17 protein-coding genes are annotated in these 21,646 nt (G+C 76.7%); 5 read left to right on the top strand and 12 right to left on the bottom strand.

Annotated features, from left to right (window positions below):
- From AB0398_RS27840 to AB0398_RS27815, 6 genes are all read right to left on the bottom strand, one after another.
- Positions 1 to 506 (bottom strand): S-adenosylmethionine synthetase N-terminal domain-containing protein (locus AB0398_RS27840; RefSeq protein ID WP_366378370.1); only part of this gene is annotated, 506 nt, incomplete at its 3' end.
- 64 nt (positions 507 to 570) lie between these two features.
- Complete coding sequence (locus tag AB0398_RS27835) at positions 571 to 2,802, bottom strand: condensation domain-containing protein (RefSeq protein ID WP_366378369.1); 2,232 nt, start codon at positions 2,800 to 2,802, stop codon at positions 571 to 573.
- A gap of 187 nt (positions 2,803 to 2,989) precedes the next feature.
- Complete coding sequence (locus tag AB0398_RS27830; protein ID WP_366378368.1) at positions 2,990 to 3,829, bottom strand: 4'-phosphopantetheinyl transferase superfamily protein; 840 nt, start codon at positions 3,827 to 3,829, stop codon at positions 2,990 to 2,992.
- A gap of 158 nt (positions 3,830 to 3,987) precedes the next feature.
- Entirely contained in the window at positions 3,988 to 5,778 is a 1,791-nt protein-coding gene (locus AB0398_RS27825) for an acyl-CoA dehydrogenase (protein ID WP_366378367.1), read from the bottom strand.
- An 86-nt stretch (positions 5,779 to 5,864) separates the two neighbouring features.
- The gene (locus AB0398_RS27820; protein ID WP_366378366.1) at positions 5,865 to 6,833 is read right to left on the bottom strand and encodes an aromatase/cyclase; all 969 of its coding nucleotides are present in this window, start codon (positions 6,831 to 6,833) and stop codon (positions 5,865 to 5,867) included.
- Complete coding sequence (locus AB0398_RS27815) at positions 6,823 to 7,368, bottom strand: phosphopantetheine-binding protein (protein WP_366378365.1); 546 nt, start codon at positions 7,366 to 7,368, stop codon at positions 6,823 to 6,825. The genes AB0398_RS27820 and AB0398_RS27815 overlap by 11 nt, the downstream gene beginning before the upstream one ends.
- Before the next feature lie 120 nt (positions 7,369 to 7,488).
- Here AB0398_RS27815 and AB0398_RS27810 point away from each other — a divergent pair, with 120 nt between their 5' ends.
- Positions 7,489 to 8,379 carry a thioesterase domain-containing protein gene (locus AB0398_RS27810; RefSeq protein ID WP_366378364.1) on the top strand — a complete coding sequence of 297 codons (891 nt, stop codon included), beginning with the start codon at positions 7,489 to 7,491 and terminating at the stop codon, positions 8,377 to 8,379.
- Here AB0398_RS27810 and AB0398_RS27805 read toward each other — a convergent pair.
- Together AB0398_RS27805 and AB0398_RS27800 are read right to left on the bottom strand one after the other, a co-directional pair.
- Positions 8,300 to 9,226 (bottom strand): SRPBCC family protein, encoded by a 927-nt coding sequence (locus AB0398_RS27805; RefSeq protein ID WP_366378363.1) that lies wholly within the window; start codon positions 9,224 to 9,226, stop codon positions 8,300 to 8,302. The genes AB0398_RS27810 and AB0398_RS27805 overlap by 80 nt on opposite strands.
- Positions 9,223 to 10,947, bottom strand: a complete 1,725-nt coding sequence (locus AB0398_RS27800; protein WP_366378362.1) for an FAD-dependent oxidoreductase — start codon at positions 10,945 to 10,947, stop codon at positions 9,223 to 9,225. Before AB0398_RS27800 ends, AB0398_RS27805 begins: the two co-directional genes overlap by 4 nt.
- Before the next feature lie 236 nt (positions 10,948 to 11,183).
- Between AB0398_RS27800 and AB0398_RS27795 the strand changes: the two genes are divergently transcribed.
- The gene (locus tag AB0398_RS27795) at positions 11,184 to 11,660 is read left to right on the top strand and encodes a nuclear transport factor 2 family protein (RefSeq protein WP_366378361.1); all 477 of its coding nucleotides are present in this window, start codon (positions 11,184 to 11,186) and stop codon (positions 11,658 to 11,660) included.
- Between the two features lie 138 nt (positions 11,661 to 11,798).
- Here AB0398_RS27795 and AB0398_RS27790 read toward each other — a convergent pair whose 3' ends face one another.
- Positions 11,799 to 12,536, bottom strand: coding sequence for a thioesterase domain-containing protein (locus AB0398_RS27790; RefSeq protein WP_366378360.1), 738 nt, complete (start codon positions 12,534 to 12,536; stop codon positions 11,799 to 11,801).
- 164 nt (positions 12,537 to 12,700) lie between these two features.
- Positions 12,701 to 13,522: an AfsR/SARP family transcriptional regulator gene (locus AB0398_RS27785; protein ID WP_366378359.1), complete on the bottom strand. Its 822-nt coding sequence runs from the start codon at positions 13,520 to 13,522 to the stop codon at positions 12,701 to 12,703.
- A 255-nt stretch (positions 13,523 to 13,777) separates the two neighbouring features.
- On the opposite strand from AB0398_RS27785, the gene AB0398_RS27780 reads away from it, so the two are divergent.
- Positions 13,778 to 14,746, top strand: coding sequence for an AfsR/SARP family transcriptional regulator (locus tag AB0398_RS27780; RefSeq protein ID WP_366378358.1), 969 nt, complete (start codon positions 13,778 to 13,780; stop codon positions 14,744 to 14,746).
- Between the two features lie 48 nt (positions 14,747 to 14,794).
- Here the strand turns inward: AB0398_RS27780 and AB0398_RS27775 are convergent, their stop codons facing one another.
- Positions 14,795 to 15,814, bottom strand: coding sequence for a ketoacyl-ACP synthase III (locus AB0398_RS27775; RefSeq protein ID WP_366378357.1), 1,020 nt, complete (start codon positions 15,812 to 15,814; stop codon positions 14,795 to 14,797).
- A 203-nt stretch (positions 15,815 to 16,017) separates the two neighbouring features.
- On the opposite strand from AB0398_RS27775, the gene ccrA reads away from it, so the two are divergent.
- Together ccrA and AB0398_RS27765 are read left to right on the top strand one after the other, a co-directional pair.
- Positions 16,018 to 17,361, top strand: a complete 1,344-nt coding sequence (gene ccrA / locus AB0398_RS27770) for a crotonyl-CoA carboxylase/reductase (protein ID WP_366378356.1) — start codon at positions 16,018 to 16,020, stop codon at positions 17,359 to 17,361.
- Positions 17,362 to 17,372: 11 nt separating this feature from the next.
- On the top strand, positions 17,373 to 19,097 hold the full coding sequence (locus AB0398_RS27765; RefSeq protein WP_366378355.1) for a 3-hydroxyacyl-CoA dehydrogenase family protein: 1,725 nt from the start codon (positions 17,373 to 17,375) through the stop codon (positions 19,095 to 19,097).
- Between the two features lie 11 nt (positions 19,098 to 19,108).
- Here AB0398_RS27765 and AB0398_RS27760 read toward each other — a convergent pair whose 3' ends face one another.
- Positions 19,109 to 21,634, bottom strand: coding sequence for a LuxR C-terminal-related transcriptional regulator (locus AB0398_RS27760; protein WP_366378354.1), 2,526 nt, complete (start codon positions 21,632 to 21,634; stop codon positions 19,109 to 19,111).
- Between the last annotated feature and the right edge of the window lie 12 nt (positions 21,635 to 21,646).

The following is a 21,646-nucleotide window of genomic DNA, read 5'->3' as shown; positions in this document are numbered from 1 at the left end:
GTCCCGTTCTTGCGGACCTCGGTCAGCCGGCGCGACAGCCGGTGCGCCAGGTGGATCGGCAGCGGCATCAGCTCGGGCGTCTCGTCCGACGCGTAGCCGAACATCAGACCCTGGTCGCCCGCGCCCTGCTTGTCGAGCTCGTCACCGTCGGAGGCGTCCCCGACCCGCTTCTCGTACGCCGTGTCGACGCCCTGGGCGATGTCCGGGGACTGCGACCCGATGGACACCGACACGCCGCAGGAGGCGCCGTCGAAGCCCTTCTGCGAGGAGTCGTAACCGATCTCCAGGATCTTGTTCCGCACGAGCTGGGCGATCGGCGCGTACGCCTTGGTGGTCACCTCCCCCGCGATGTGCACGAGACCGGTGGTGATCATGGTCTCCACGGCGACGCGCGAGGTCGGGTCCTGGCTCAGCAGCGCGTCGAGGATGGTGTCGCTGATCTGGTCGGCGATCTTGTCCGGATGCCCCTCGGTCACGGACTCCGAGGTGAACAGGCGGCGGGTCATGGCGAACTCCAGGTGGTGGGAGGGACGGCCGGCCGGTTCCGGTGCCGCCCGGCCGGTGCGTGGGTCATACGGGTCCTTCGGCCCCGCCCGCCCCGCCCGCCGCCGCGTGCGCGGCGGTGGCGGCGAGGACCGCGGCGAGGTCGCGGGCGGCGTCGGGTACGGCCCCCGGGACGCCGCCGATCGCGACGAGCGGGGGCGCCCAGCCGTGGGCGGCGATCCGCTGCGCCACGCCGTACGCGAGGGCGCCCGCGCCCGAGTACCCGCCGAGCAGGACGGGTTCGCGGGCGGCCAGGGCCGGGCCCAGGGCGGTCAGGCAGGCCGTCGCGTCCGCGGGCGCGGTGACGGTGGCCAGCGTCTGGGGCCCGCGGTGGTCGCGGGCCAGCACGTCGTAGCAGGTCTCCGGGGACCCCGGCGGCGGGATCAGGCAGATCACTCCCGCGCCCGGCCCCGCGCCGGGGCGCAGCAGGCGCAGGGAGGACGGCGGCCGGTGCGCCATGCGCGGCACCGGGCGGCCCTCCAGGAGGCCGAGGACCTCCTCGACGGACGTGGACCCCTCGACGGCGAGGGGGAGGTCGCGCAGCAGCCGGAGCAGTTGCGCCAGGCACTCGGAGGCGTCGGCGTCCGCGACGCGGGCGCGGTCGTGGACGACGGTCAGGGCCAGGCCGCCCACGCCGTCGTGGCGGGCGGCGAGGGTCATGGGCACGCCCGTGTGCGCGCCGAACAGCTCCGGGGGTCCCACGCGCACGCCCTCGGCGGCCAGGTCCTCCCGCAGTTCGGCGGCCGGGTCGGAGAGCGGCCCGCAGAGCGGTCCGGAGCGCGCGGCCAGGAGGTCCGGCGGCTGGAAGACGACGACGGACTCGGTGAGTTCGTCGTCGGCCGCCCGGCCCGACCAGCCGTGGATCTGCCCGGCGGAGACCCATTCGTACGCGGTGGTGTCGAGGGCCCGGTCGGTCAGGGCGGCCAGCAGGTCGCGCATCCGGGTGCGGGGGCCGACGTCCACGGCCACGGGCAGCGGGTTGGCCAGGGCGCCCGGCATCCCCTCGGCCCCGTCGAGGGCGATGCCCCGGCCGGACACGGCCGCGGCGAAGGCCACCGGGGCGGGGGCGGGACGGGCGCGGTGGGCGCGGTGGAGCAGCAGCGCCCAGGCGGCCTGGACGACGGTGCTCTCGGTGGCCCCGTGCCCGGCGGCCCAGTCGCGCAGCCGGACCGTCTCGTGCGGGGTCAGGCGCTGCCAGGTCCGGCCGTGGCCCCGCCGGCCGGCGACATCGCCGGTGGCCCGGGCGGGCAGGGTGGCCGCGCCCGCCGGGGGCGCGGCACGGGACCAGAACTCCCGGGCGGGACCGAGGTCCTGGCCCCGCACCCAGCGGAGGTGGTCGCGCACGTCGGGGCGGCGCTCGCCGCCGCGCGCGCGCCCGTCGTCGAGGTAGGCGCGGTAGAAGGAGCGCAGCAGCAGGCCCATGCTGCGGGTGTCGATCAGGGCCTGGTGGTAGGTGGCGAGGATCCGGGTGCCCGGGGGGCCGGCGTCCCGGACCTCGTCGACGAGCACGATGCGCAGCGGGCCGCCGCGCATCAGGTCGAACTCGCGCAGCCGCTCGGCGGCGACCAGCGCGTTCCACTCCGCGGCCCCCTGGGAGCGGCGGGCGATCTGCGGGACGGCGGAGGGGCGCACGACGACGCGGGGCGGGTGGTGCGGGGCGGGGCGGGCCAGGACGGCGCGCAGCACGGCCTCCTGGTCGGTGACGCGCTGCCAGGCCGCCCGGAACCGCTCGGGGTCGAGCGGTCCGTACCAGTGCCAGTGGACCTGCTCGACGTGGAACCCGGCGCCGGGGTGGGTGAGGGAGCCGAGGAGGATGTCCTGCTGGCGGGGGGCGGCGGGGTGCCCGTGGGAGAGCGGGTACGGCCGCCGGGCGGCGACGAAGGCGGCCGGTCCGCGGGGGACGGAGTCGACGGGGGCGGGGGCGTCGGCGGGCTCGACGGAATCGGCGGGCTCGACGGACGCGACCGACTCGGCCGACTCGACGGGCTCGGCCGATCCGACGGGCCCGACGGACGCGAGGGGCTCGGCCGGCTCTGCGGTCTCCGGTCCGGTCAGGAGGTCGGCCAGTCGCCCCGCGTCGAAGGAGAGGGGCAGCCGGAGCGTGTGGTGGACCGGGGAGTGCCGGCGCAGCGCGGGCCGGGGCGGCGGGAACCGGTCGAGCAGCGGTTCGAGGGCGGCGGGCGCCAGCGGGCCGTGCAGCTCCAGCGAGCTCGGCCGGCCGGGGGCGATGACCACCGTCACGGCCTGGGGTGCGGCCATGGTCATCGGTCCCTCCCGGGTCGGTTCGGCGCGGTGCGCTGCGGTCGGTTCTGTGTGATCGGTCGCGTTCTGTACGGAATCGGCGAGGCGTCGGGAGTATGGGCGGACGCGCCACGCGGCGCCGACGCGCCGCTGACACGGCGCTGACACGAAGGCTCCCGGCCCGGTCACCGGGCGGGTCGGCACGTCAGCCGGCCGCGAGCATCTCCTCGACGGCGCCCAGGAACCCGTCGTCGAGCATGGTGCGGACGGCGGTGTCCGGGTCGGGGTCCAGGCCCGCGTCGTGGCGGGCCACGCTGAGCAGGTAGCGGTCGAGCACCCGGTGGGTCCCGAAGGCCCACTCGCCGCGCGCGGCCGGGCTGCCGTCGGGGGCCGTCAGGTCCCCGCTCTCCAGGCCGAAGCCGAACTCCGTGAACCCCAGCCTCAGTCCCTGGCCCAGCGCCTTCGTGTAGGCCTCCTTCAGGGTCCACAGGCGCAGCAGCTCGGCGGCCTTGCGCTCCTCGGACAGGCCGGCGAGCTCGGCCTGCTCGGCCGGGGTGCACATGTGGTCGTGGAGCAGTTCGAAGGACATCCGCCGGCCGGCCGGCTCCACGTCGACCCCGATGCGGCCGGTGCGGCTGACGCCGACGGCGATCAGGTCGTCCGTGTGGCTCAGACTGACGTCGATCTGGTCGAAGCCGCGGATGTAGGGCCGTCCACCGATCTTGTACGCGAGGTCGAGCGCGGCGGGATCCGTCCGCAGCGCCGCGGCGGCCGTGTACTTGACGACCATCCGCGAGGTGACGAAGCGGTAGCGGACGGCGGCGTCCTCGGTGCGCCGGTAGCGCGGCCAGTCGCGGCCGAGGAGGCGCCGCAGCTCCGGGGCGGCGAGGGCGGCCGTCAGCCACTCCCCCCAGGTCGCGTACACCACGGCGCTGCCGAGTCCCTCCAGGTCCCGGTGCAGGGCGTCCCAGGGTCCCCCGGGTCCGGTGACGTGGACGGGGGACGGGACGGCGCGCCCGTCCGGGACGCGGTGCTGCTCCGGCACGGTTCCTGACCTCCTCTGCGGCTGCTGGGGCGCGCCGCCCGCGCGGGGCGGCGGTGCTCGGTGTGCGCGGCGTGCGGCTCACCGGTCGTCGGGGTGCGCGGCGTGCGGGTCGCACGGCCCACCGGCCGTCGGGGTCCGCCGCATACGAATCGCGCGGCTCACCGGTCGGGCGACGTGCCGTCGAGGTCGTAGCTGCGGCCCGCGCGGTAGCGTCCGACGACCTCGGCGAGCAGGTGCTCCGCACAGCCGGCGGGCGGCTCGGGCGCGGCGATGCCCAGCCGTCCGGCGAGCCGGGTCAGGGCGAGGACCGCCCAGGCGGGATCGGCGAGGAAGGGGTCGGTGCCGTCCTGCCCCTCCCAGACCCCGAGGACCGCGGCGGCGGCCAGGACCAGTGCGTACCGGTCGCCGAGGACGACGACCGCCGGGTCGGAGAGGCCCGCGTGCCCGGTGGGCAGCGCGGCGCAGGCCGTGCGCAGCGCCCGGAGTTCGCCGACGAACGCCTCGGCCAGTTCGCCGAGCACGGCGAGGGCGCCGCCGAGGGCGCGGTGCGCGGAGAGCCGGTCGGCGCAGCCCACCAGGGTGGCCGGCAGGAAGTCGTCGCCCCCGGCGAAGCCGAGCAGCCGGTAGTCGAGGTCGGGCAGGGCGGCGCCCGGGCGGAAGAGCTCGGGCGGGGGCTCCTCGGCCCGGAACCAGGAGCGCGCGGCGAGGGTGCGCAGCTGGGGGACGATGACGGCCTGGCAGGCGGCGGTGCCGGCGTGGCCGAGTCCGGCGACGGGCAGGTCGCGGACGACCTTCTCCAGGGCGCCGTACTGCGGGCTGCCGTGCTCGTAGCCGTGGGCGCCGAGCACGGAGGCCAGCTCCTCCAGGTCGTCGCGCAGCAGGTCGGGCACGACGTACTTGACCGCCGCGGCGAGCACGTGGGTGCGTTCGGGCAGCAGGCTCAGGGAGCGCAGGGCGACGGTGGCCATGGCGTCGCAGGCGAGCAGGTCGGCGAAGACCCCGGTGAGCGGCTTGTGCCAGCGGCGGGCCACGGGGGCGCTGCGGCCGGTGGTGACGGCGCGGACGGCCGAGTGCAGCACGGTGTCGACGGAGGAGACGGCGACGGCGGGGATGAGGCAGCGGTTGACCTGGAAGGTGCGCAGCGCGAGGGCGACGCCCTCGCCGGGGCGGCCGACCATGGCGTCCCCGGGCACGGGGCAGCCGGCGAGCTCCAGTCCGGAGAAGAGGCCGCCGCGCATGCCGGGGGTGTGGACGCGGGGCAGGTGCCGCACGGTGTCCCCGGGCAGGTCGCCGGGGCGCAGCAGGAAGACGGAGTGGCTGCGCGGCCCGCGTTCGGCCGCGGTGCGGGCGTAGACGACGTACGCGCCCGAGCGCGCGGCGTTCATGACGACGTCCTTGCGCCCGCTGAGCAGATGCCCGCCGGGCACGGAGCGGGCCGTGAACTCGTCGCGCAGGATGGCGTTCGCGTGGGCGAGTTCGTGGTGGACGATCGAGGCCCGGCCGCCGCCGAGGAGGAGACCGGCGGTCTCCTCGCGCTGGCGGGTGCTGCCGGCGGCCCAGACCGCGGCGGTGGCGAACAGCGAGGTGATGCCGAAGCCGAAGCCGAGGGCGAGGTCGCGCCGGAACACCGGGCGCAGCACCTTCGCGAGCAGGTCGGCCCGGGTCAGCCGGCCGCCGAGGGCGGCGGGCACGAACTCGGCGCCGAGCCCGTGCTCGGTGAGGAGGCGCTCGGTGGCGGCGGGCGGCCTGCGCAGGTCGTCCGCGGCGACGAGGGCGGCGATGCCGTGCGGGTTGGCGGGCCGCAGCGGGTCGCCGAGCAGGGATTCGAGCCGCGCGGCCCGCTCCAGCGCCCGCGCCTCGGGGGCGGGCCCGGTCGCGGGAACGTTCACGGGACCGGTCGCGAATCCGGTCACGGCTCCGGCCAGGGGGTCCTTCACAGGTCCGGTCACGGCTCCGGCCGCGCGCGTCCCGGCGTAAGGCGGCGTCGTCGGCGTCGGCATAGGTATGTCGGGCGTCGTGGTCATGGGCTGCCCGGTCACTGCCCCGGGCACAGCACGCGGACGGCGGACTCCGCGTGGCGGCGGGCGCGTCCGAGGGTGGCCGCGCCGGCGGCGCCCAGGGTGTCGCGCACGTACCGGCGGGCCTGGTCGAGGTCGGCGCCGCGTCCCAGGACGGATTCGACGGCCTTCTCCCGCAGCAGGACGCTGTGGGTGACGGCGGCGGTGACGCCGCTCTCGTCCGGGGTCACGGTCCACTCGCCGCAGTGGGCGGCGAGCAGCGGGGAGGTGCGGGTCTCCTTGAAGACGATCCGGCCCGCGTGGGGGAAGCAGACCCGTACGGACTCGGTGGTGACGGCAGGTCCGCCGGGGGCACGGGTGTCCGTGGTGACGACCTGGACGCCCGGCAGGTCCTCGCGCACGTCGGCCCGGACGACGTGGGCCAGGTGCTCGGGCCAGTCGCCGATCCCGTACAGGAAGTCGTAGACGAGCTCGGCGGGTCCGTTGACGCGCACCGACTCCTCGAAGGTCAGCCGGAGTCCGTCGAGCCGGGGCCACAGCTCGGCGGTCTCCTTCAGCCGGGCGAGCTCCGCGCGGCTGTTGTCGTCGGTGGCGCGGGTCAGCCACTCGGCGCCCTCGGGGTCGTCGCCCGCCACCGTGAAGTCGTGCAGCAGCGTGATCCGCGAGCGGTCGGCGCCCAGCTCCTCGACGATCCAGCGGCCGCCCATGTGCGAGGCGGGGGCCGCCGCGACCTCCTGGTGGAAGTCGATCGTGCGCCGCGCCGGGTCCAGGTGCCTGCGGGAGATCCACGAGGTGACCGAGCCGTTGGCCGTCACCCACATGCGGAAGCGGTCCTGGACCCCGTCGAAGTCCAGCCGCTCGACGTGGATCGCCGGCGGCACGAGCAGCGGCCACTCCGTGGTGTCCGCGACCAGTCCGTACAGCACGCCCGCCGGGGCGGCCACGTCCACCGTGTACGACGTACGACGCACTCTCTCATCCGACATCGGTCCACCCCTCTCTCGCCCTTGCGCCCGACTCTGCTCCGCCCCGCCGGAGGATCGCTCGACGAGCCCTCGAACCGCCGTCCACGGCGCGCACGGGACCCCTGGACGGATCCGGGGCCGCCGCCGTCCCGGAGGTCCGCGCCCCGACGAACGCCACCAGGGCGCCCACGGACCGGAAGTCCTCCAGGTCCAGGTCCTCCCGGCCGGCCGTGACGCCGAACTCCTCCTCGACGAAGGCCAGCAGTTCGAGCCCGAACACGGAGCTCACGTAGCCGAGGCCGAAGATGTCCTCGTCGTCGGCGAGTCCGTGCACGGGGAGGAATCGCGCCAGGTAGGCGGTGATCCTGGCCCGTACGTCCCCGTCGCCCGCACCGCCCCGCGCCGCGCCGCCGGAGCGCGCGGGGCGGGCCGGACGGGCCGGGTCGTGCCGGGTCTGGGCGGGCCGTACGGGCACGGACATGGGGTCCTCCGGAAGGCTGCGGCGCCGGGCCGCGGGCGGGAAGCCGCGGCGGCGCGGACGCGACGTGCTCGGCACGCTCTCAGCACCCTCTGGAGAAGGCGTGGACAACGGCTCGGACTCCGGACGGCGTTCGTCGGACGCGCCGGCCGCTCCGGTGGATGCTGGACGCGACGGTCGAACGGGAAGGGTGGGGGGATGAGCGAAAGCCCTGGTGCGGGAAGCTGGTTCAGGAGGTTCAGGCCCGCTCCGCAGGCCCCGGTCCGGCTGGTGTGCCTGCCGCACGGCGGCGGTTCGGCGGGTTTCTTCCTCCCGGTGGCGCACGCGCTCGCGCCCGCAGTGGACGTGCTCGCCGTCCAGTACCCGGGCCGTCAGGACCGGCGCGGCGAGGAGCCGGTGGCGGACCTCCAGGAGCTGGCCGACCGGATCACCGAGGCCCTGGCCCCGTACCGCGACCGGCCGCTGGCCCTCTTCGGGCACAGCATGGGCGCCACCCTCGGCTTCGAGGTGGCCCGCCGTCTCGAAGCGGCCGGTGAGCTGCCGGCCGTGCTGTTCGCCTCGGGCCGCCCGGCGCCGTCGATCCCGTTCGAGGGCGGCCTCGGTGCGGCCGGGGACGAACGGCTGCTGGCCGAGCTGGACGCGCTCGGCGGCACGGACGCCGCGCTGCTGCGGGATCCCGAACTCCTTGCGATGGTCCTGCCGGCGCTGCGCGCCGACTACCGGGCGGTGGAGACGTACGCGTACCGGCCGGGGCCCGCGCTGACGTGCCCGGTCGTCGCGCTGACCGGGGACCGGGACCCGGTGGCCGACGTCGAGGGGGTGCTGGCCTGGGAGGAGCACACCACCGGCCCGTTCACCGCCGAGGTGTTCCCCGGCGGGCACTTCTTCCTGACGGACCGGGCCGAGGAGGTGCTCGCGACGGTCGTCGCGCACCTGGGGCCTGCCCAGCGGATCATGGCCGGACAGGCTCTCGGCCCCGGCCCGCGCCCGGGCACGCGACGGACCGCGTTCACGCGACCCGCCACCGCCCGTCCTCCTGCCGCGACTCCTCCTCCTGCTGCTGCCACTCCTCCTCCGCGTACTGCCTGACCTGCTCCATCACCGCGGTGCTGCGCTGGCCCAGGGTCCGGCGGACGTGCCGGCGGACCGTCTCGGAGGTGGCGTCGGGGCCGAAGAGCCCGGTGACGGGCCCGGCCTGGAGCAGCACCCCGTGCCGGGAGGTGAGGAGGGTGGCGCCCGCGCCGTCGTCGGCGACCGTCCAGACCCCGGTGTGGACGGCCAGCGGGGCGGGGGTCCGCAGCTGCTTGTGGACGACGAGCCCGCGCCCGGGCAGGCGGACCCGCACGGAGTCGGGCGGGACGGCCGGGACGCGGTACGGGCGGGGGCCGGGGCTCTCCAGGAGCGCGTACACGCGCTGCGGCGGGGCGTCCACGCGCACCGAGTCCTCGAAGCAGAGGACGAGTTCGTCGAGGCGTTCCCAGTGCGCGGCCAGCCGGGCCAGGTGGCCGGCCTCCTCGCGGAGGGCGGCCACGGCGCCGTCCCGCGCGGCGGCGGCCTCCGGCGAGCGGCTTCCGGCCGGCGCGGGGGCGTCCACCTCCAGGACCAGCAGGGCGCGTTCGGCGCCCAGGTCCTCGACGGTCCAGCTCCCGGACGGAGCGCCGTCCGGGTCCGCCGGGTCCTCCTCGCGGAAGGCGATCCGGCGCGGGGCGGCGTCCGGGAGGCGCCGCAGGGTGCGCGGGCGGAGGACCCCGCCGGTGACGTCCCACCTGCGCAGCCGCTCGCCGGGTCCGTCGCACGGGAGGCGTTCCACGTGGACGGCGTCCGGCAGGTACAGGGGCCACTGCGGGGCGTCGGCGAGCAGTCCGTACACCAGTCCGGCGGGTGCCCCGATCTCGGTCCGGTGCACCGTGCGGCGGTTCCGTGCGGGTTCGGTCACCGGTGGCCCTCCAGGACCCGGGCGGGAGCTTCCGCGTCGGCGGGAACCTCGGCAGCGACGGGAACTCGCGCGTCGGCGGCCACGACGGACACGGCGGCCCGGTCCAGCGGGGCCAGGGCCCCGTCCAGGGCCGCCGCGGTCAGTTCGGCGCCGCCCGAGGCGGTGTAGCCGTCGGGCCGGACCAGGACCCAGGCGCCCGGGGCCAGGTCCAGGGCCGCGCGCAGCCGCCCGTCCGGGTCGGGGAGTTCTCCGGGGGTGCCGGCCGGGCCGCCGAGGGTCCGTACGGACAGCCAGGAGCCGAAGGCCTCGCGGACCGTCCCGGCCGTCCGCCGGACCCGCTCGGGGCCGTCGGCGACCAGGAGCGTCCAGCGGACGTCGCGCAGTTCGTCGCGCAGCGCGTCCGCCCCGGGGCCGCCGGGGTGGCGGGCCGCGGCCGCGGCGGCCCGGGTGCCGAAGGCCGGGCCCCGGCCGCCGGGCCGCCCGGTGGTGAGGCTGCTGTCGGGGTAGCCGAGCCGGAGTCCGGACATCCCGCCGAGGACCTTGCGCTGGATGGCGCGGCGCAGCGGGCCGACGTTGCGGACGAGGGTGAAGACGACCGGCAGCGCGAACCCGGCCACGGTGTTCTTGAACTGCACCAGGAAGGTGGCCTTGCGGGTGGAGCCGAGCAGGGCCCTGCCGACGGGCACGCGCTCCTCGCCGTAGGTGTCGAGGAGGCCGCGCCCGGCCTCGCCGCGGACGACCATGGCGAGCTTCCAGGCGAGGTTGTAGGCCTCCTGGACGCCGGTGTTCATGCCCTGGCCCGAGGCGGGGCTGTGCACGTGGGCGGCGTCCCCGCAGACGAAGACGCGGCCGTCGTGCATGCGGGGCACCATGCGCTGCTGGAAGGTGAAGACGGAGGTCCACTCGGGCTCGCCCACCCGGACCTCGCGGCCGAGCCCGGCGCTCAGCTTGGCGCCGAAGCGCTCGGCGACGGAGGGGACGCCGGTGTCCCGCCCGCCCTGCGCACCGCCCTTCGCACCGTTCTTCGCACCGGTGGTGACGGGGGCGGTGTCGAGGAGCCGCCACTGCCCCTCGCGGCTGTACGGCACCATCATCAGGGCCTGGCGGCCGGTGTGGACCCAGTAGATGGTGTCCGGCGGGAGGTCGACGGCGACGGGCGCGTCGGCGAGCTCCCAGGTCTCGCTGGACTCGCCGATCAGCGGCAGCCCGAGCTGCTTGCGCACGGTGCTGTGCCCGCCGTCGCAGCCGACCAGCCAGCCGGTGGCGTACTCCTCGGTGGTGCCGTCGGCGTGTGCGAGCCGGGCGCGGACGCCGTCGCGGTCCTGCGCGAGCGAGGTGAGCCGGGTCCCCCACTCGACCCGGACGCCGAGCCGGGCGACGGCCTCGCGCAGCAGGGCCTCGGTGCGGGTCTGCTCCAGGAGGACGGTGTACGGGTACCGGGTGGGCATCGAGGAGTAGTCCGCCTCCAGGCGGACGAGCCGGCTGCCGCGCGCGTACATCGTGAACGCCCGGTTCCGCCGGCCGGCGGCGACGAAGGACTCCGCGACGCCCATCTGGTCGAGGGTCTCCAGGGTGCGCGGGTGCACGGCGACGGCGCGGCTGGTGACGGCGGGGCCCGGGGCCCCGTCGATCAGGCGCACCCGCAGGCCGCGGCGGGCGAGTTCGTGCGCGGCGGTGAGGCCGACCGGACCGGCGCCGACGACCAGGACGTGGGAGGTCACGGATGTTTCTCCTCTCGGGGGGCGCGGTACGGCGCCGAACCTGATCGATCGGTACCGAACCGGACCGATCCGGACCGGTCGGAACCGGTCGGTCCGATCCGGTGCCCCCACTGTCCGCAGGACCGCTTGAGGAATCTTCGAACAACTCTCGATCCGCGCCACGGATGCTGTCCGGACGCGCTGGACCGCAGGGACGGAACGGGTCCGGAAGCGTCCGACGACTCCCGAGGAGCGGCATGAGCACCTACACCACCCATCCCCAGGCGGCCTTCGCGGCCTCGGTGCCCGCGCCCGCCGCCGACCCGTACGTCGAGGCGCAGCGCTTCTACGCCCGGCAGGCCGAACTCCTCGACGGCCTGCGGGCCGAGGCCTTCGCGGAGACCTTCACGGAGGACGGGACGCTGTCCCCGTCCCCGGTGCGGAAGAAGTCGGTGGGGCGCGGCGAGATCGCCCGGTCCCTGCGCGCCGCGCACCACGCCCGCTTCGGGACCGAGCCCGTGCGGCGCCGCCACTGGTACGGCATGCTCCAGGTCGACGAGCGGCCCGACGGCACGCTGCGCGCGCGCTTCGCCTCGATGGTGTGGGTGACGCGCCCGTGGAACCCCGTGTCGGAGCCGGGCACGAGCGCGCTCGTGGAGGACGTCCTCGTACGCGACGGCGACCGGCTCCTCGTGCGGGAGCGCCGCATCACCCCGGACCACCTGTCGTTCTGACCCGAAGACCCCGTCCGAAGGCCCCGTCCGACGGCCCCGCCCGAAGACCCCTGCCGACGGGGCTACACGGACATCACGGACGCGCCGTACCGGGAAACCCCCGGTACGGCGCGTCCGCGCGTTCCAGCCGTGAAAAGGTCAGCGGCCGGCCGTCTGCCGGTCGCCGCGCAGCAGGACGCGGCCCGCGCGTCCGATCAGCCGGGGCAGTTCCCGGTCCCGTACGAAGAAGTGGCCGCCGGGCACAGTGCGCCGGACGAACCGCCCGGTGGTCCACCCGGACCAGCCCGCGAGGTCGTCCGGGGTCGCCAGGGCGTCCTCGGCGCCGGCGACGGCAAGGACCGGAACGGGCAGCGGCCCGGCGGCGGACGGGGTCAGGGCGGCGGCGCGCAGGTCCGCGGCGAGCCGCAGGTCGTCGCGGAGCACGGGCAGCACCTTGCGGTGCCACAGGTCGCCGGGCACGGCTCCGGGCGGCGCGGCGCCGAAGGAGTCGAGGAACCGGACGAGTTCCCCGTCGGGGGCGTCCGCGGCCCGCGGCAGCCCCAGGGGCGCGTGGGGCGGCGGGCACGCCCCGACGGCCAGCAGCCCGGGCAGCGGCGCCCCGGCCTCGTGCAGGGCCCGGGTCAGGGTGTAGGCGATCATGCCGCCCAGGCTGTGCCCGTAGAGGACGTACGGCCCGGTCGGCGGGTCGTCGAGGAGCGCGCGCAGGTCGTCGAGGAGCGCGGCGCGCCCGGTGACCCGGGGTTCGCGCCGGCGCCCGTCGCGGCCGGGCAGCAGCCAGGGCCGCGGCTCCAGTGCGCCGCCGCTCAGCTCCCGCCACCGCCGGAAGGCGGTGACGCCGGCGCCCGCGTGCGCGAAGCACACCAGTTGCACGCCCATGCCGGTCCTCCCGCGGTCGTCGGTTTCCGCCCGGACCCTCGCGCACCGCGCTGGAGATCCGCTCGAACCCGCCGCCGCGGCCGGCCGGCCCGGGGCCTGTCCGACCCCGAGGGGCCTTCCGACCCCGGGGGGGGCCTTTCCGGCCCCGATCCGCCGGACCGGCCCTACGCCGCGTAGAGGTCGAACGTGGAGCTGCGGCGCGGCCCGGAGGCCACGTCCAGGGCCGGGTCCACCATGAGCATCGCCCGGTGGAGGCGCTGGAGCTGCGGCGAGGGCTCGACGCCGAGGTCGTCGATGAGCCGGGTGCGCAGGCGCCGGTAGACGTCGAGCGCGGTCGCCTGGCGGCCGGAGCGGTAGAGCGCCACCATGGCCTGCGAGTGCAGGCCCTCGTGCTGCGGGTGGCGCGCGATCAGTTCGGCCAGCTCCACGATGAGTTCGGTGTGCCGGCCCAGGCGGAGGTCCGCGTCGATCCGGCGCTCCACGGTCACCAGCCGGCTCTCCTCCAGCCGCATGACCTCTATCTCCAGGATCGGGCCGACCCGCACGTCGACCAGGGCCGAGCCCTGCCACAGGCCGAGCGCCCTGCGCAGCAGGTCGGCGGCCTGCTCGTCCTCGCCCTCCTCGAAGGCCTTCTGCCCCCGGCCGACGAGCCCCTCGTACTCGTGCACGTCGACCGACTCGGGGGCGATCTGCATCAGATAGCCGCCGTGGCGGGTGGCGAGCACCTCCTTGGCCCCGCCGGGGGCGCCCGGCCCCATGGCCGTGCCCAGCCGCCGGCGCAGCTGGAGGATGTAGGTCTGCAGGGTGGTGAGGGCGCTCTGCGGGAGCTCGGTCCCCCAGATCTCCTCCATCAGGGTCGGTACGGGGATCACCCGTCCCGGGTACAGCGCGAGAAGGGCCAGAATCTGGCGCGGCTTCCCGGCCGTCGGAACAATCGAGCCCCCGTTGACCTCGGCACTCAACGGACCCAGAACCTGAATCCTCACGGTTTCCTCCGTACGTGGTCGAGTTCGCATCGATTTTCAGCCTTCGACGAGGGAACGGTAGCGAAACACCGGGGGCGGTCCCGGAAATCTCCAGCGCCTGTCGAGCGGCTCTCTATTTCCCGTCCTTGCCGGGGGAAAATCGACTGCTAGATTCCATACGAGGGATGAACTGCGGAACACGCGTTCCGGGTTCGGGCGGAAGTTCACACCGCTTTCCGCGAGGCCCCGGCGAATCCTCGGAAGGAGCCGTGCCACGTGAATGGCACCGTGGAGCACGAAGCGCCCCGGGACCCCGGCCACGGGCCGGTGGACTTCCGCGTCCTGGGCCCGGTCGAGGTGTACGACGCGCGGACCGGCGAGCGCGCCGTGCCGTCCGGCGCGAAGCAGAGCGCCCTGCTCGGCGCCCTCGCGGCCCGGCCGGGACAGGTGCTCGCCGTCGACCGGCTCGTCGACGAACTGTGGGGCGAGGCACCGCCCGCGTCCCCGGCCAACGCCCTCCAGGCCCATGTGGCCCGGCTGCGCCGGCTGCTGCCCGGCGACGGCGGGCCCGCCTGGATCACCACCCGCCCGCCCGGCTACCTGCTGCGGCTCGGCCGGGCCACCACCGACGCCCAGCGCTTCCACCGGCTCGCCGCCGAGGGCCGGGCCGCGGCGGCGGACGAACCGGCCCTGGCCGTCACCGTGCTGCGCCGGGCGCTGGCGCTGTGGCGGGGCCCGGCCCTCGAGGGGAGCGTGCGCGGCGCCCTCTGCGCCGCCGAGGCGGACCGCCTGGAGGAGCAGCGGCTGACCGCCCTGGAGGTCCTGTACGAGGCGAGCCTGCGCAGCGGGCCCGCCGAGCCGGTCGTGTTCGAGCTGGAGCGGCTGACCGCCGAGCACCCGGTGCGCGAGCGGTTCCACGACCTGCTGATGGTCGCGCTGTGCCGGGCCGGGCGGCCCACCGAGGCCCTCGGCGCGTACGAGCGGGCCTGCCGCCGGCTGGCCGACGGGCTCGGGGTCGGGCCGGGCCCGGCGCTGCGCTCGCGGATGGAGGCGATCCTGCACCGGGCCCCGCTGTCCGCGACGGAGCTCTCGGTGCCGCCGGCCGCCCTCGGGGCGGACGCGGCGCTGCTCGACCTCGGGAGCGAGGTGGCCCGGCTGCGCTCCCGCATCGACGTGCTGACCCGGCAGCAGGAGGAACTGCTGCACCGCCTCCACCTGCTCACCGGCGGCCCCACCCTGGTCTGACCGCCGGACCCGCCCTTCGGACGGGCGGCACCGCTTTCGGCACGCCCCCTAACGACCCCAGCGCAGCAGCGCCGTCCCCACCGTCATCCCGCCGCCGAAGCCCGCGAGGAACAGCAGGTCGTCCTCGGCGAGCGCGCCGTCGCGGGCCACGTGGTCGAGGGTGACGGGGACGGACGCGGCCCCGGTGTTCCCGTGCCGGTCCACCGTCAGGTGCACGCGCGCCCGCGGCAGCCCCAGGGAGCCGGCCAGCGAGCGCAGCATCTCGCCGTTGGCCTGGTGCGGCACGAAGTGGGCCACCTCGTCCGGGTCCACCGCGAAGGCCTCCAGGGTGCCCGCGACGGCCGCCGGGAGCTCCCGTACGACGAAGTCCCGCACGTCCCGGCCCCGCATCCGGAAGTGGTGGTCGCCCCGCAGCAGGGTCTTCTCCGAGGCGGGGAGCCGGCTGCCGCCCGCCTCCACCCCGATCAACCCGTGCAGGTGCCCGTACGAGCCCATGCCGGTGCCCAGCAGTCCGCGCCCCGGGGCGACCGGGCCCAGGACCACGGCCCCCGCGCCGTCCCCGAAGAGCGGCGCGGTGCGCCGGTCCCCGCGGTCGAGGATCCGCGAGTACACCTCGGCGCCGACGACCAGGGCGCAGCGCCGCCCGCCGTCGGCCTCGGGGACCGCGAGCAGCCGCGCGCCGGTGTGCAGGGCGGTGGCGAAGCCCGCGCAGACGGCGTTGACGTCGAAGGCCATGGCCCCGGCGGCGCCGATGCGGTGCTGCACCAGGGCGGCGGTGGCCGGCTGGGGGTGGTCGGGCGTCGAGGTGGCCACGACGATCCAGCCCACGTCCCGGGCCCGCAGCCCGGCGTCGTCGAGGGCGCGGACGGCCGCCTCGGCGGCCAGGTCCGAGGCGGCCTCGTGGTCGGCGGCGTAGTGGCGCTCCACGATGCCGGTCTTCCGCTCGATCCACTCGGCGGTGACCCCGGCGCGGGTGGCGACGGTGTCGTTGCCGACCGGTTCTCCGGGCAGGTACGAGCCGGTGCCGAGGATTCCGATGGATCCCGCCGGGGGCGAGTAGACGGTCATGCCGCGATTCCGTTCATGAATTCTCCTAGCCGTTTTCCGGCGGGGCCGGACGACAGCATGAGCGTTTCGCGAGCGGCGTACATCCCCTGTTCGACCCCAGGGAAAAAACAGGGGTGCGCACCGGGGGAATTAGGGGTCCCCGGGCGTCGGAAACCGGCCTAGCCTGACCGCGGAGCGTCCCCTCTACTCGCAAGGGATTTCACGTGGACGAGATCGTCAATGCCCTGCTCGCCGAGGGCGTGGCGCCGGCCGACGTCGCGGCCCTGCCACTGCCCGAGTCGTACCGGGGCAGCGTGGTGCGCCGGGACGAGACGGACATGTTCGAGGGGATGGCCTCGGCGGACAAGGACCCCCGCAAGTCCCTGCACCTCCAGGAGGTGCCCACCCCGGAGCCCGGTCCCGGGGAGGCGCTGATCGCGGTGATGGCGAGCGCCGTCAACTACAACACCGTGTGGAGCTCGATCTTCGAACCGCTGCCCACCTTCGGGTTCCTGGAGCGCTACGGCCGCCTCTCGGAGCTGACCCGGCGCCACGACCTGCCCTACCACGTGCTGGGTTCGGACCTGGCGGGCGTGGTGCTGCGCACCGGTCCCGGGGTGAACCGCTGGAAGGCCGGCGACCGGGTCGTCGCGCACTGCCTGTCCGTGGAGCTGGAGTCCGCCGACGGACACGGCGACACGATGCTCGACCCCGAGCAGCGCATCTGGGGCTTCGAGACCAACTTCGGCGGCCTGGCGGAGCTGGCGCTCGTCAAGTCCAACCAGCTCATGCCCAAGCCCGAGCACCTGACCTGGGAGGAGGCCGCGAGCCCCGGCCTGGTCAACTCGACGGCGTACCGGCAGCTCGTCTCCCGCAACGGCGCCGGGATGAAGCAGGGCGACAACGTCCTGATCTGGGGCGCCAGCGGCGGCCTCGGCTCGTACGCCACCCAGCTCGCCCTGGCCGGCGGCGCCAACCCCGTCTGCGTGGTGTCCTCCCCGGAGAAGGCGGAGATCTGCCGGCGGATGGGCGCCGAGGCGGTCATCGACCGCAGCGCCGAGGGCTACCGGTTCTGGAAGGACGAGGAGACGCAGGACCCGCGCGAGTGGAAGCGGTTCGGCAAGCGCATCCGCGAGCTGACCGGCGGCGAGGACGTGGACATCGTCTTCGAGCACCCGGGCCGCGAGACCTTCGGCGCGAGCGTGTACGTCACGCGCAAGGGCGGCACCGTCGTCACCTGCGCCTCGACCTCCGGCTTCCGGCACGAGTACGACAACCGCTACCTGTGGATGTCGCTCAAGCGGATCATCGGCTCGCACTTCGCGAACTACCGCGAGGCCTGGGAGGCCAACCGCCTGATCGTCAAGGGCAAGATCCATCCGACCCTGTCCAAGGTCTACTCCCTGGAGGAGACCGGCCAGGCCGCCTACGACGTCCACCGCAACCTCCACCAGGGCAAGGTCGGCGTCCTCGCGCTCGCACCCCGCGAGGGCCTGGGCGTGCGCGACCCGGAGCTGCGGGCCGAGCACCTCGACGCCATCAACCGGTTCCGCACGCAGGAAGGCTGAGGGAGCCCGCCATGACCCAGGCACCGATCACCGCCGTCGTCGGCCTCGGCAGCCTCGGCGAGAGCCTGCTGCGGCTGGCCCTGGCCGCCGGACACGAGGTCGTCGCGGTCGACGCGGACCCCGACGTACGGCACCGGGTGGCCCGCCGGGCCAAGGCCGCCGCGCCCGACGGCGCCGCGGACCGCGCCGTCTTCACCGACGACCCGGCGCGGGCGGGCCGGGCCTCCGTCGTCGTCGAGGCCGTGACCGAGGACCTCGGCGTCAAGACGGAGGTCCTGCGGCAGCTGGCGGCCGCGGCCCCCGGGGCCGTCCTGGTGACCACCTCCGCCGAACTCCCCCCGGCCCGGCTCGCGATCGCCTCGGGCCGGCCCGCCGACGTGGCCGGACTGCGCTTCCTGGTCCCGCCGGGCCCGGGCGGCACCGTCGAACCGGTGCGCACCGCCCTGACCTCGCCGGACGCGGCGGCGGCGGTCGACGCCCTGATCGCCTCCCTCGGCCTGACGCGGGTGGCCCTGGGCGCCCGCCCGGCCGCCGACGCCACCGCCCTGGTCCTGGCCCACCTCAACCGGGCCGTCGCCTTCCTCGACGAGGGCCACGCCTCCCGCGACGACATCGACACCGCGATGCGGCTGGGCTGCGGGCTGCCGCAGGGCCCCTTCGAACTCCTGGACGCCATCGGCCTGGACACCGCGCACGCCGCGCTGACGCGGCTGCGCGAGCGCACCGGCGACGCCTCCTTCGAGCCCGCCGCGCTGCTGACCCGCACGGTCGGCGCCGGACGGCTCGGCCGCAAGACCGGCGAGGGCTTCCACCGCTACGACGACGAGGGCCGGGCGCCGCGCCCGCCCGCCGGCTCCCCCGGCGCCGCCGGCGTCCGGCCGGTGCGCACGGTCGGCGTCCTCGGCTCGGGCGCGATGGCCCGCGGCATCGCGGAGGTGACGGCGGCGGCCGGACACCCCACGGTGCTCGTCGCCCGGAGCCCGGAGAAGGCGTCGGCCGCCCTCGCGGCCGTCGGCGCCTCCCTGGACCGCTCCGTCGAGCGCGGCCGGACCACCGCCGGGGCCCGGGACGCCGCCCTGGCGCGGCTCACGGGCGCCTCCGGCGTCGCGGCCGTCGCCGGGTGCGACCTGGTCGTCGAGGCCGTGGCGGAGGACGAGGAGGTCAAGCGGGAGCTGTTCGCCGCCCTGGGCCGTACGGCAGGGCCGGGCACGCTGCTGGCGACCACCACCTCCAGCCTGTCGGTCGCGGACTGCGCCGCCGCCTCCGGCCGTCCGTCCGACGTCGTCGGACTGCACTTCTTCAACCCGGCGCCGCTGATGCGGCTGGTCGAGGTCACCCGGACCGCCGAGACCTCCGACGGCGCGGCGGCGACCGCCCGGGCCTTCACCGAGGGCCTCGGCAAGACCGCCGTCGACTGCCCCGACCGGGCCGGCTTCATCGTGAACGCCCTGCTCTTCCCGTACCTGGGCGCGGCCGTCGACCTGCTCGAACGCCACGGCACCGACATCGAGGAGACCGACGAGGCGGTCCGGCGCGGATTCGGCTTCCCCATGGGGCCGTTCGCCCTGCTCGACACCATCGGCCTCGACGTGTCCCTCGCGATCCAGAAGCGGCTGTACGAGCAGCTGCGGTCGCCCGAGCACGCGCCGGCCCCCCTCCTCGCCGACCTGGTCGCCACCGGGGCGCTCGGCCGCAAGAACCGCCGGGGGTTCCGTACGGCCGCCCGGCGCGGCTGACGGGACGGCGCTCACTCCCCCACCACCGCGCCCCGGTCCTCGCGGGCCGCCGCGTCCCCGTCGGCGGCGGCGGCCCGCCACAGGGCCGTGAGGTCGGCGCGGGAGCGCACGCCGAGCTTGCGGTAGACGCGGGTCAGGTGCTGCTCGACGGTGCTCGGGGTGACGAACAGGCGGGCCGCGACGACCCGGTTGGTGCAGCCCTCGGCGACCAGCCCCACCACCCGGCGCTCGGCCCGGCTGAGCACGGCGAGGGAACTCCCTTTTTCTGCGAAGGAGTGACCTGACCGGGAGCCGGCGGGCCCGGTGGCGTCACGGCCCCCGGTCAGCGGGACCACCGCCCCGCGCCCGTCCTCCCCCGGCCGGGACGCGTCCGCCGGCCCGGTCCGCCAGTCCAGCGCCCCGGCCGGTTCGAGGCCCCAGCCGGCCATCAGGTCCCGGCAGGTGTGGAAGTCGTCGCGGGCGGCCGCGGCCCGGCCCGCGGCGAGCTGGTGCCGGCCGCGCGCGAGCAGGTACGGCAGTCCCGCGGTGGTGCGGAACATCTCCTCCGGCACGGGGACCCGCAGCAGTTCCGCCGCCTCGCCGTGGGTGGCGCGGGCCGTGGCGGCGTCGACGGCGACGGCCAGCGGGACCCCGGCCGCGACGCCCCAGGCCGCCGGGTCCACCAGCTCCAGGGCGCTCGCCGCGTGCCGGGAGGCGGCCCGGTGCTCCCCGGTCCGCTGGTAGAGCACGGCCGCCGCCGCTTCGAGCACGGCCCGGCGGGCGGGCGAGCCCTGGGTCCACGCGGCCCCCTCGGCGAGCAGCGCGGACCAGGCCCGGGGGCGCGGGAGCCGCCAGGTGTGCAGGAGGGCGCCGAGGAGTTCGGCGACGGCGGGCCGGGGCGCGTGGCCGAGCGCGAGGGCCCGCAGGACCCGCTCGGGCGTGCCCGTCACGGCGGCCGCGGACCCGGCGCCGTCGGCCCAGGGCCCGCCGGTCCCGGAGACGAGGGCCCCGTCGGCGTGGACGCCGTCCGGCCGGGGCCAGATCCGCCCGGTCAGCGCGCGCAGCGCGGTCGCGGCGGCGGCCGGCGCCTCCGGCCGCCCGTGCCACAGCAGGGGCCCGGCGGCGGCGAGGGCCTGCCGGGGGTCGAGGCGGCCCCGTTCCAGGGCGTGGGCCAGGGCGGGCAGGTGCCGGGTGACGGAGCCGGGGTCGGTCTCCCACTCCGCGCAGGCGAGGTCCACGAGGACCGCGTCGGAGTGCCGCGCGTCCGGTCCCGACCGGTGCGCGGTGCGCAGGAGTTCGGCGGCACGCCACGGGTCGCCCGCGCGCAGGGCCGCCCCGGCGGCCTCGGCCAGGACGGGCACGGCCCAGGGCGGGCGGGCGGCGGGGGCGTCCGGGGCGGCGGCGTGGGCGGCGGCCAGGTGCCGGGCGACGGCGGCGGGCGGAGCCCCGTCCTCGTGCAGGAGCCGGGCGGCCCGCTCGTGCAGCCGGGCGCAGTCGTCGGGCGCCAGTTCCTCCAGCACGGCGGCCCGGACGCCCTCGTGGCGCAGCCGGCCCGAGGCGAGCAGCCCCATGGCGTCGAGTTCGGCCAGGGCGGGCACGGCGGCCCGGTCGTGGGTGCCGAGGAGCCCGCCGACGAGCGCGAGGGTGGCGCCGTCCCCGAGGACGGCGAGCGCCCGGGCGGCCTCGGCCGCGGCGGGACCGGCGGCCCGCAGGCAGCGGCCGACGGCCCGTTTGACGGCGGTGCCGACGACCGGGCGGGCCGGACGCAGGGGGGCGCAGGCCGCGTGGTCCTCCAGGAGGGCGCGCAGCAGGCGCGGGTTGCCGCCGGTGACGCGGTGCCAGGCGGGGGCGAGCCGCCGTGCGGCGTCCGCGCCCAGGGCGCCGGGCCCGGCGAGGAGGCCGGCGGTCTGCTCCGGGGTGAGGGTGGTGAGGGCCGCCCGGTGCGCGGCGGGGTGGCGCAGGAGCTGGGCCAGGGCGGGCGGCGGCGCGGTACGGGTCCACCGCTGTCCGGCGACCAGGAGCAGCAGCCGGTGGGGTCCGAGCCGGCCGGCGAGGTAGAGCAGGGCGCGGGCGGAGGGCTCGTCGGCGTACTGGACGTCGTCCACGGTGACGAGTACGGGCTCCCGCGCGGCCCGGTCCCGCAGCCTGCGGAAGCCCTCCTCGAAGGCCGACGCCCGGGCGTCGCCGGGGAGTTCGGGCAGTGCGGCGCCGCCGAGGAGCTGGCCGAGGACGCCGAGCGGGAGCTCCTGCTCGGCGGGCGAGGCCGTGGCGGCGAGGACGGCCGCCCCGGCGGCGCGGGCCCGCCGGGCGGCGGCGTCGAGCAGGGCGGTCTTGCCCGTGCCGGAGCTTCCGGTGACGACGGCGAGCGCTCCGGCGGCCGGGCGGCCGGGATCGGTCAGACCGCGCAGCAGGGCCGCCACGGGCGCGCCCGCGGGACCGTCGAGCGGCCCGCCGGGGCCTCCCGCACCCACCGCCTGCCCCACCGGGCCGCCCACCGGCTCCCCCACCGGGTCAAGCGGCTCCCCCGTCGGATCCACCGCGTCCACCGGGCTCTCCACGCCGGCCGGCCC

It is taken from the genome of Streptomyces sp. NPDC086147, assembly GCF_040702165.1.
Taxonomy (GTDB): Bacteria; Actinomycetota; Actinomycetes; order Streptomycetales; family Streptomycetaceae; genus Streptomyces.
Note: the sequence above shows the minus strand (reverse complement) of the source record. Positions and strands in the feature narration are given on the sequence as shown.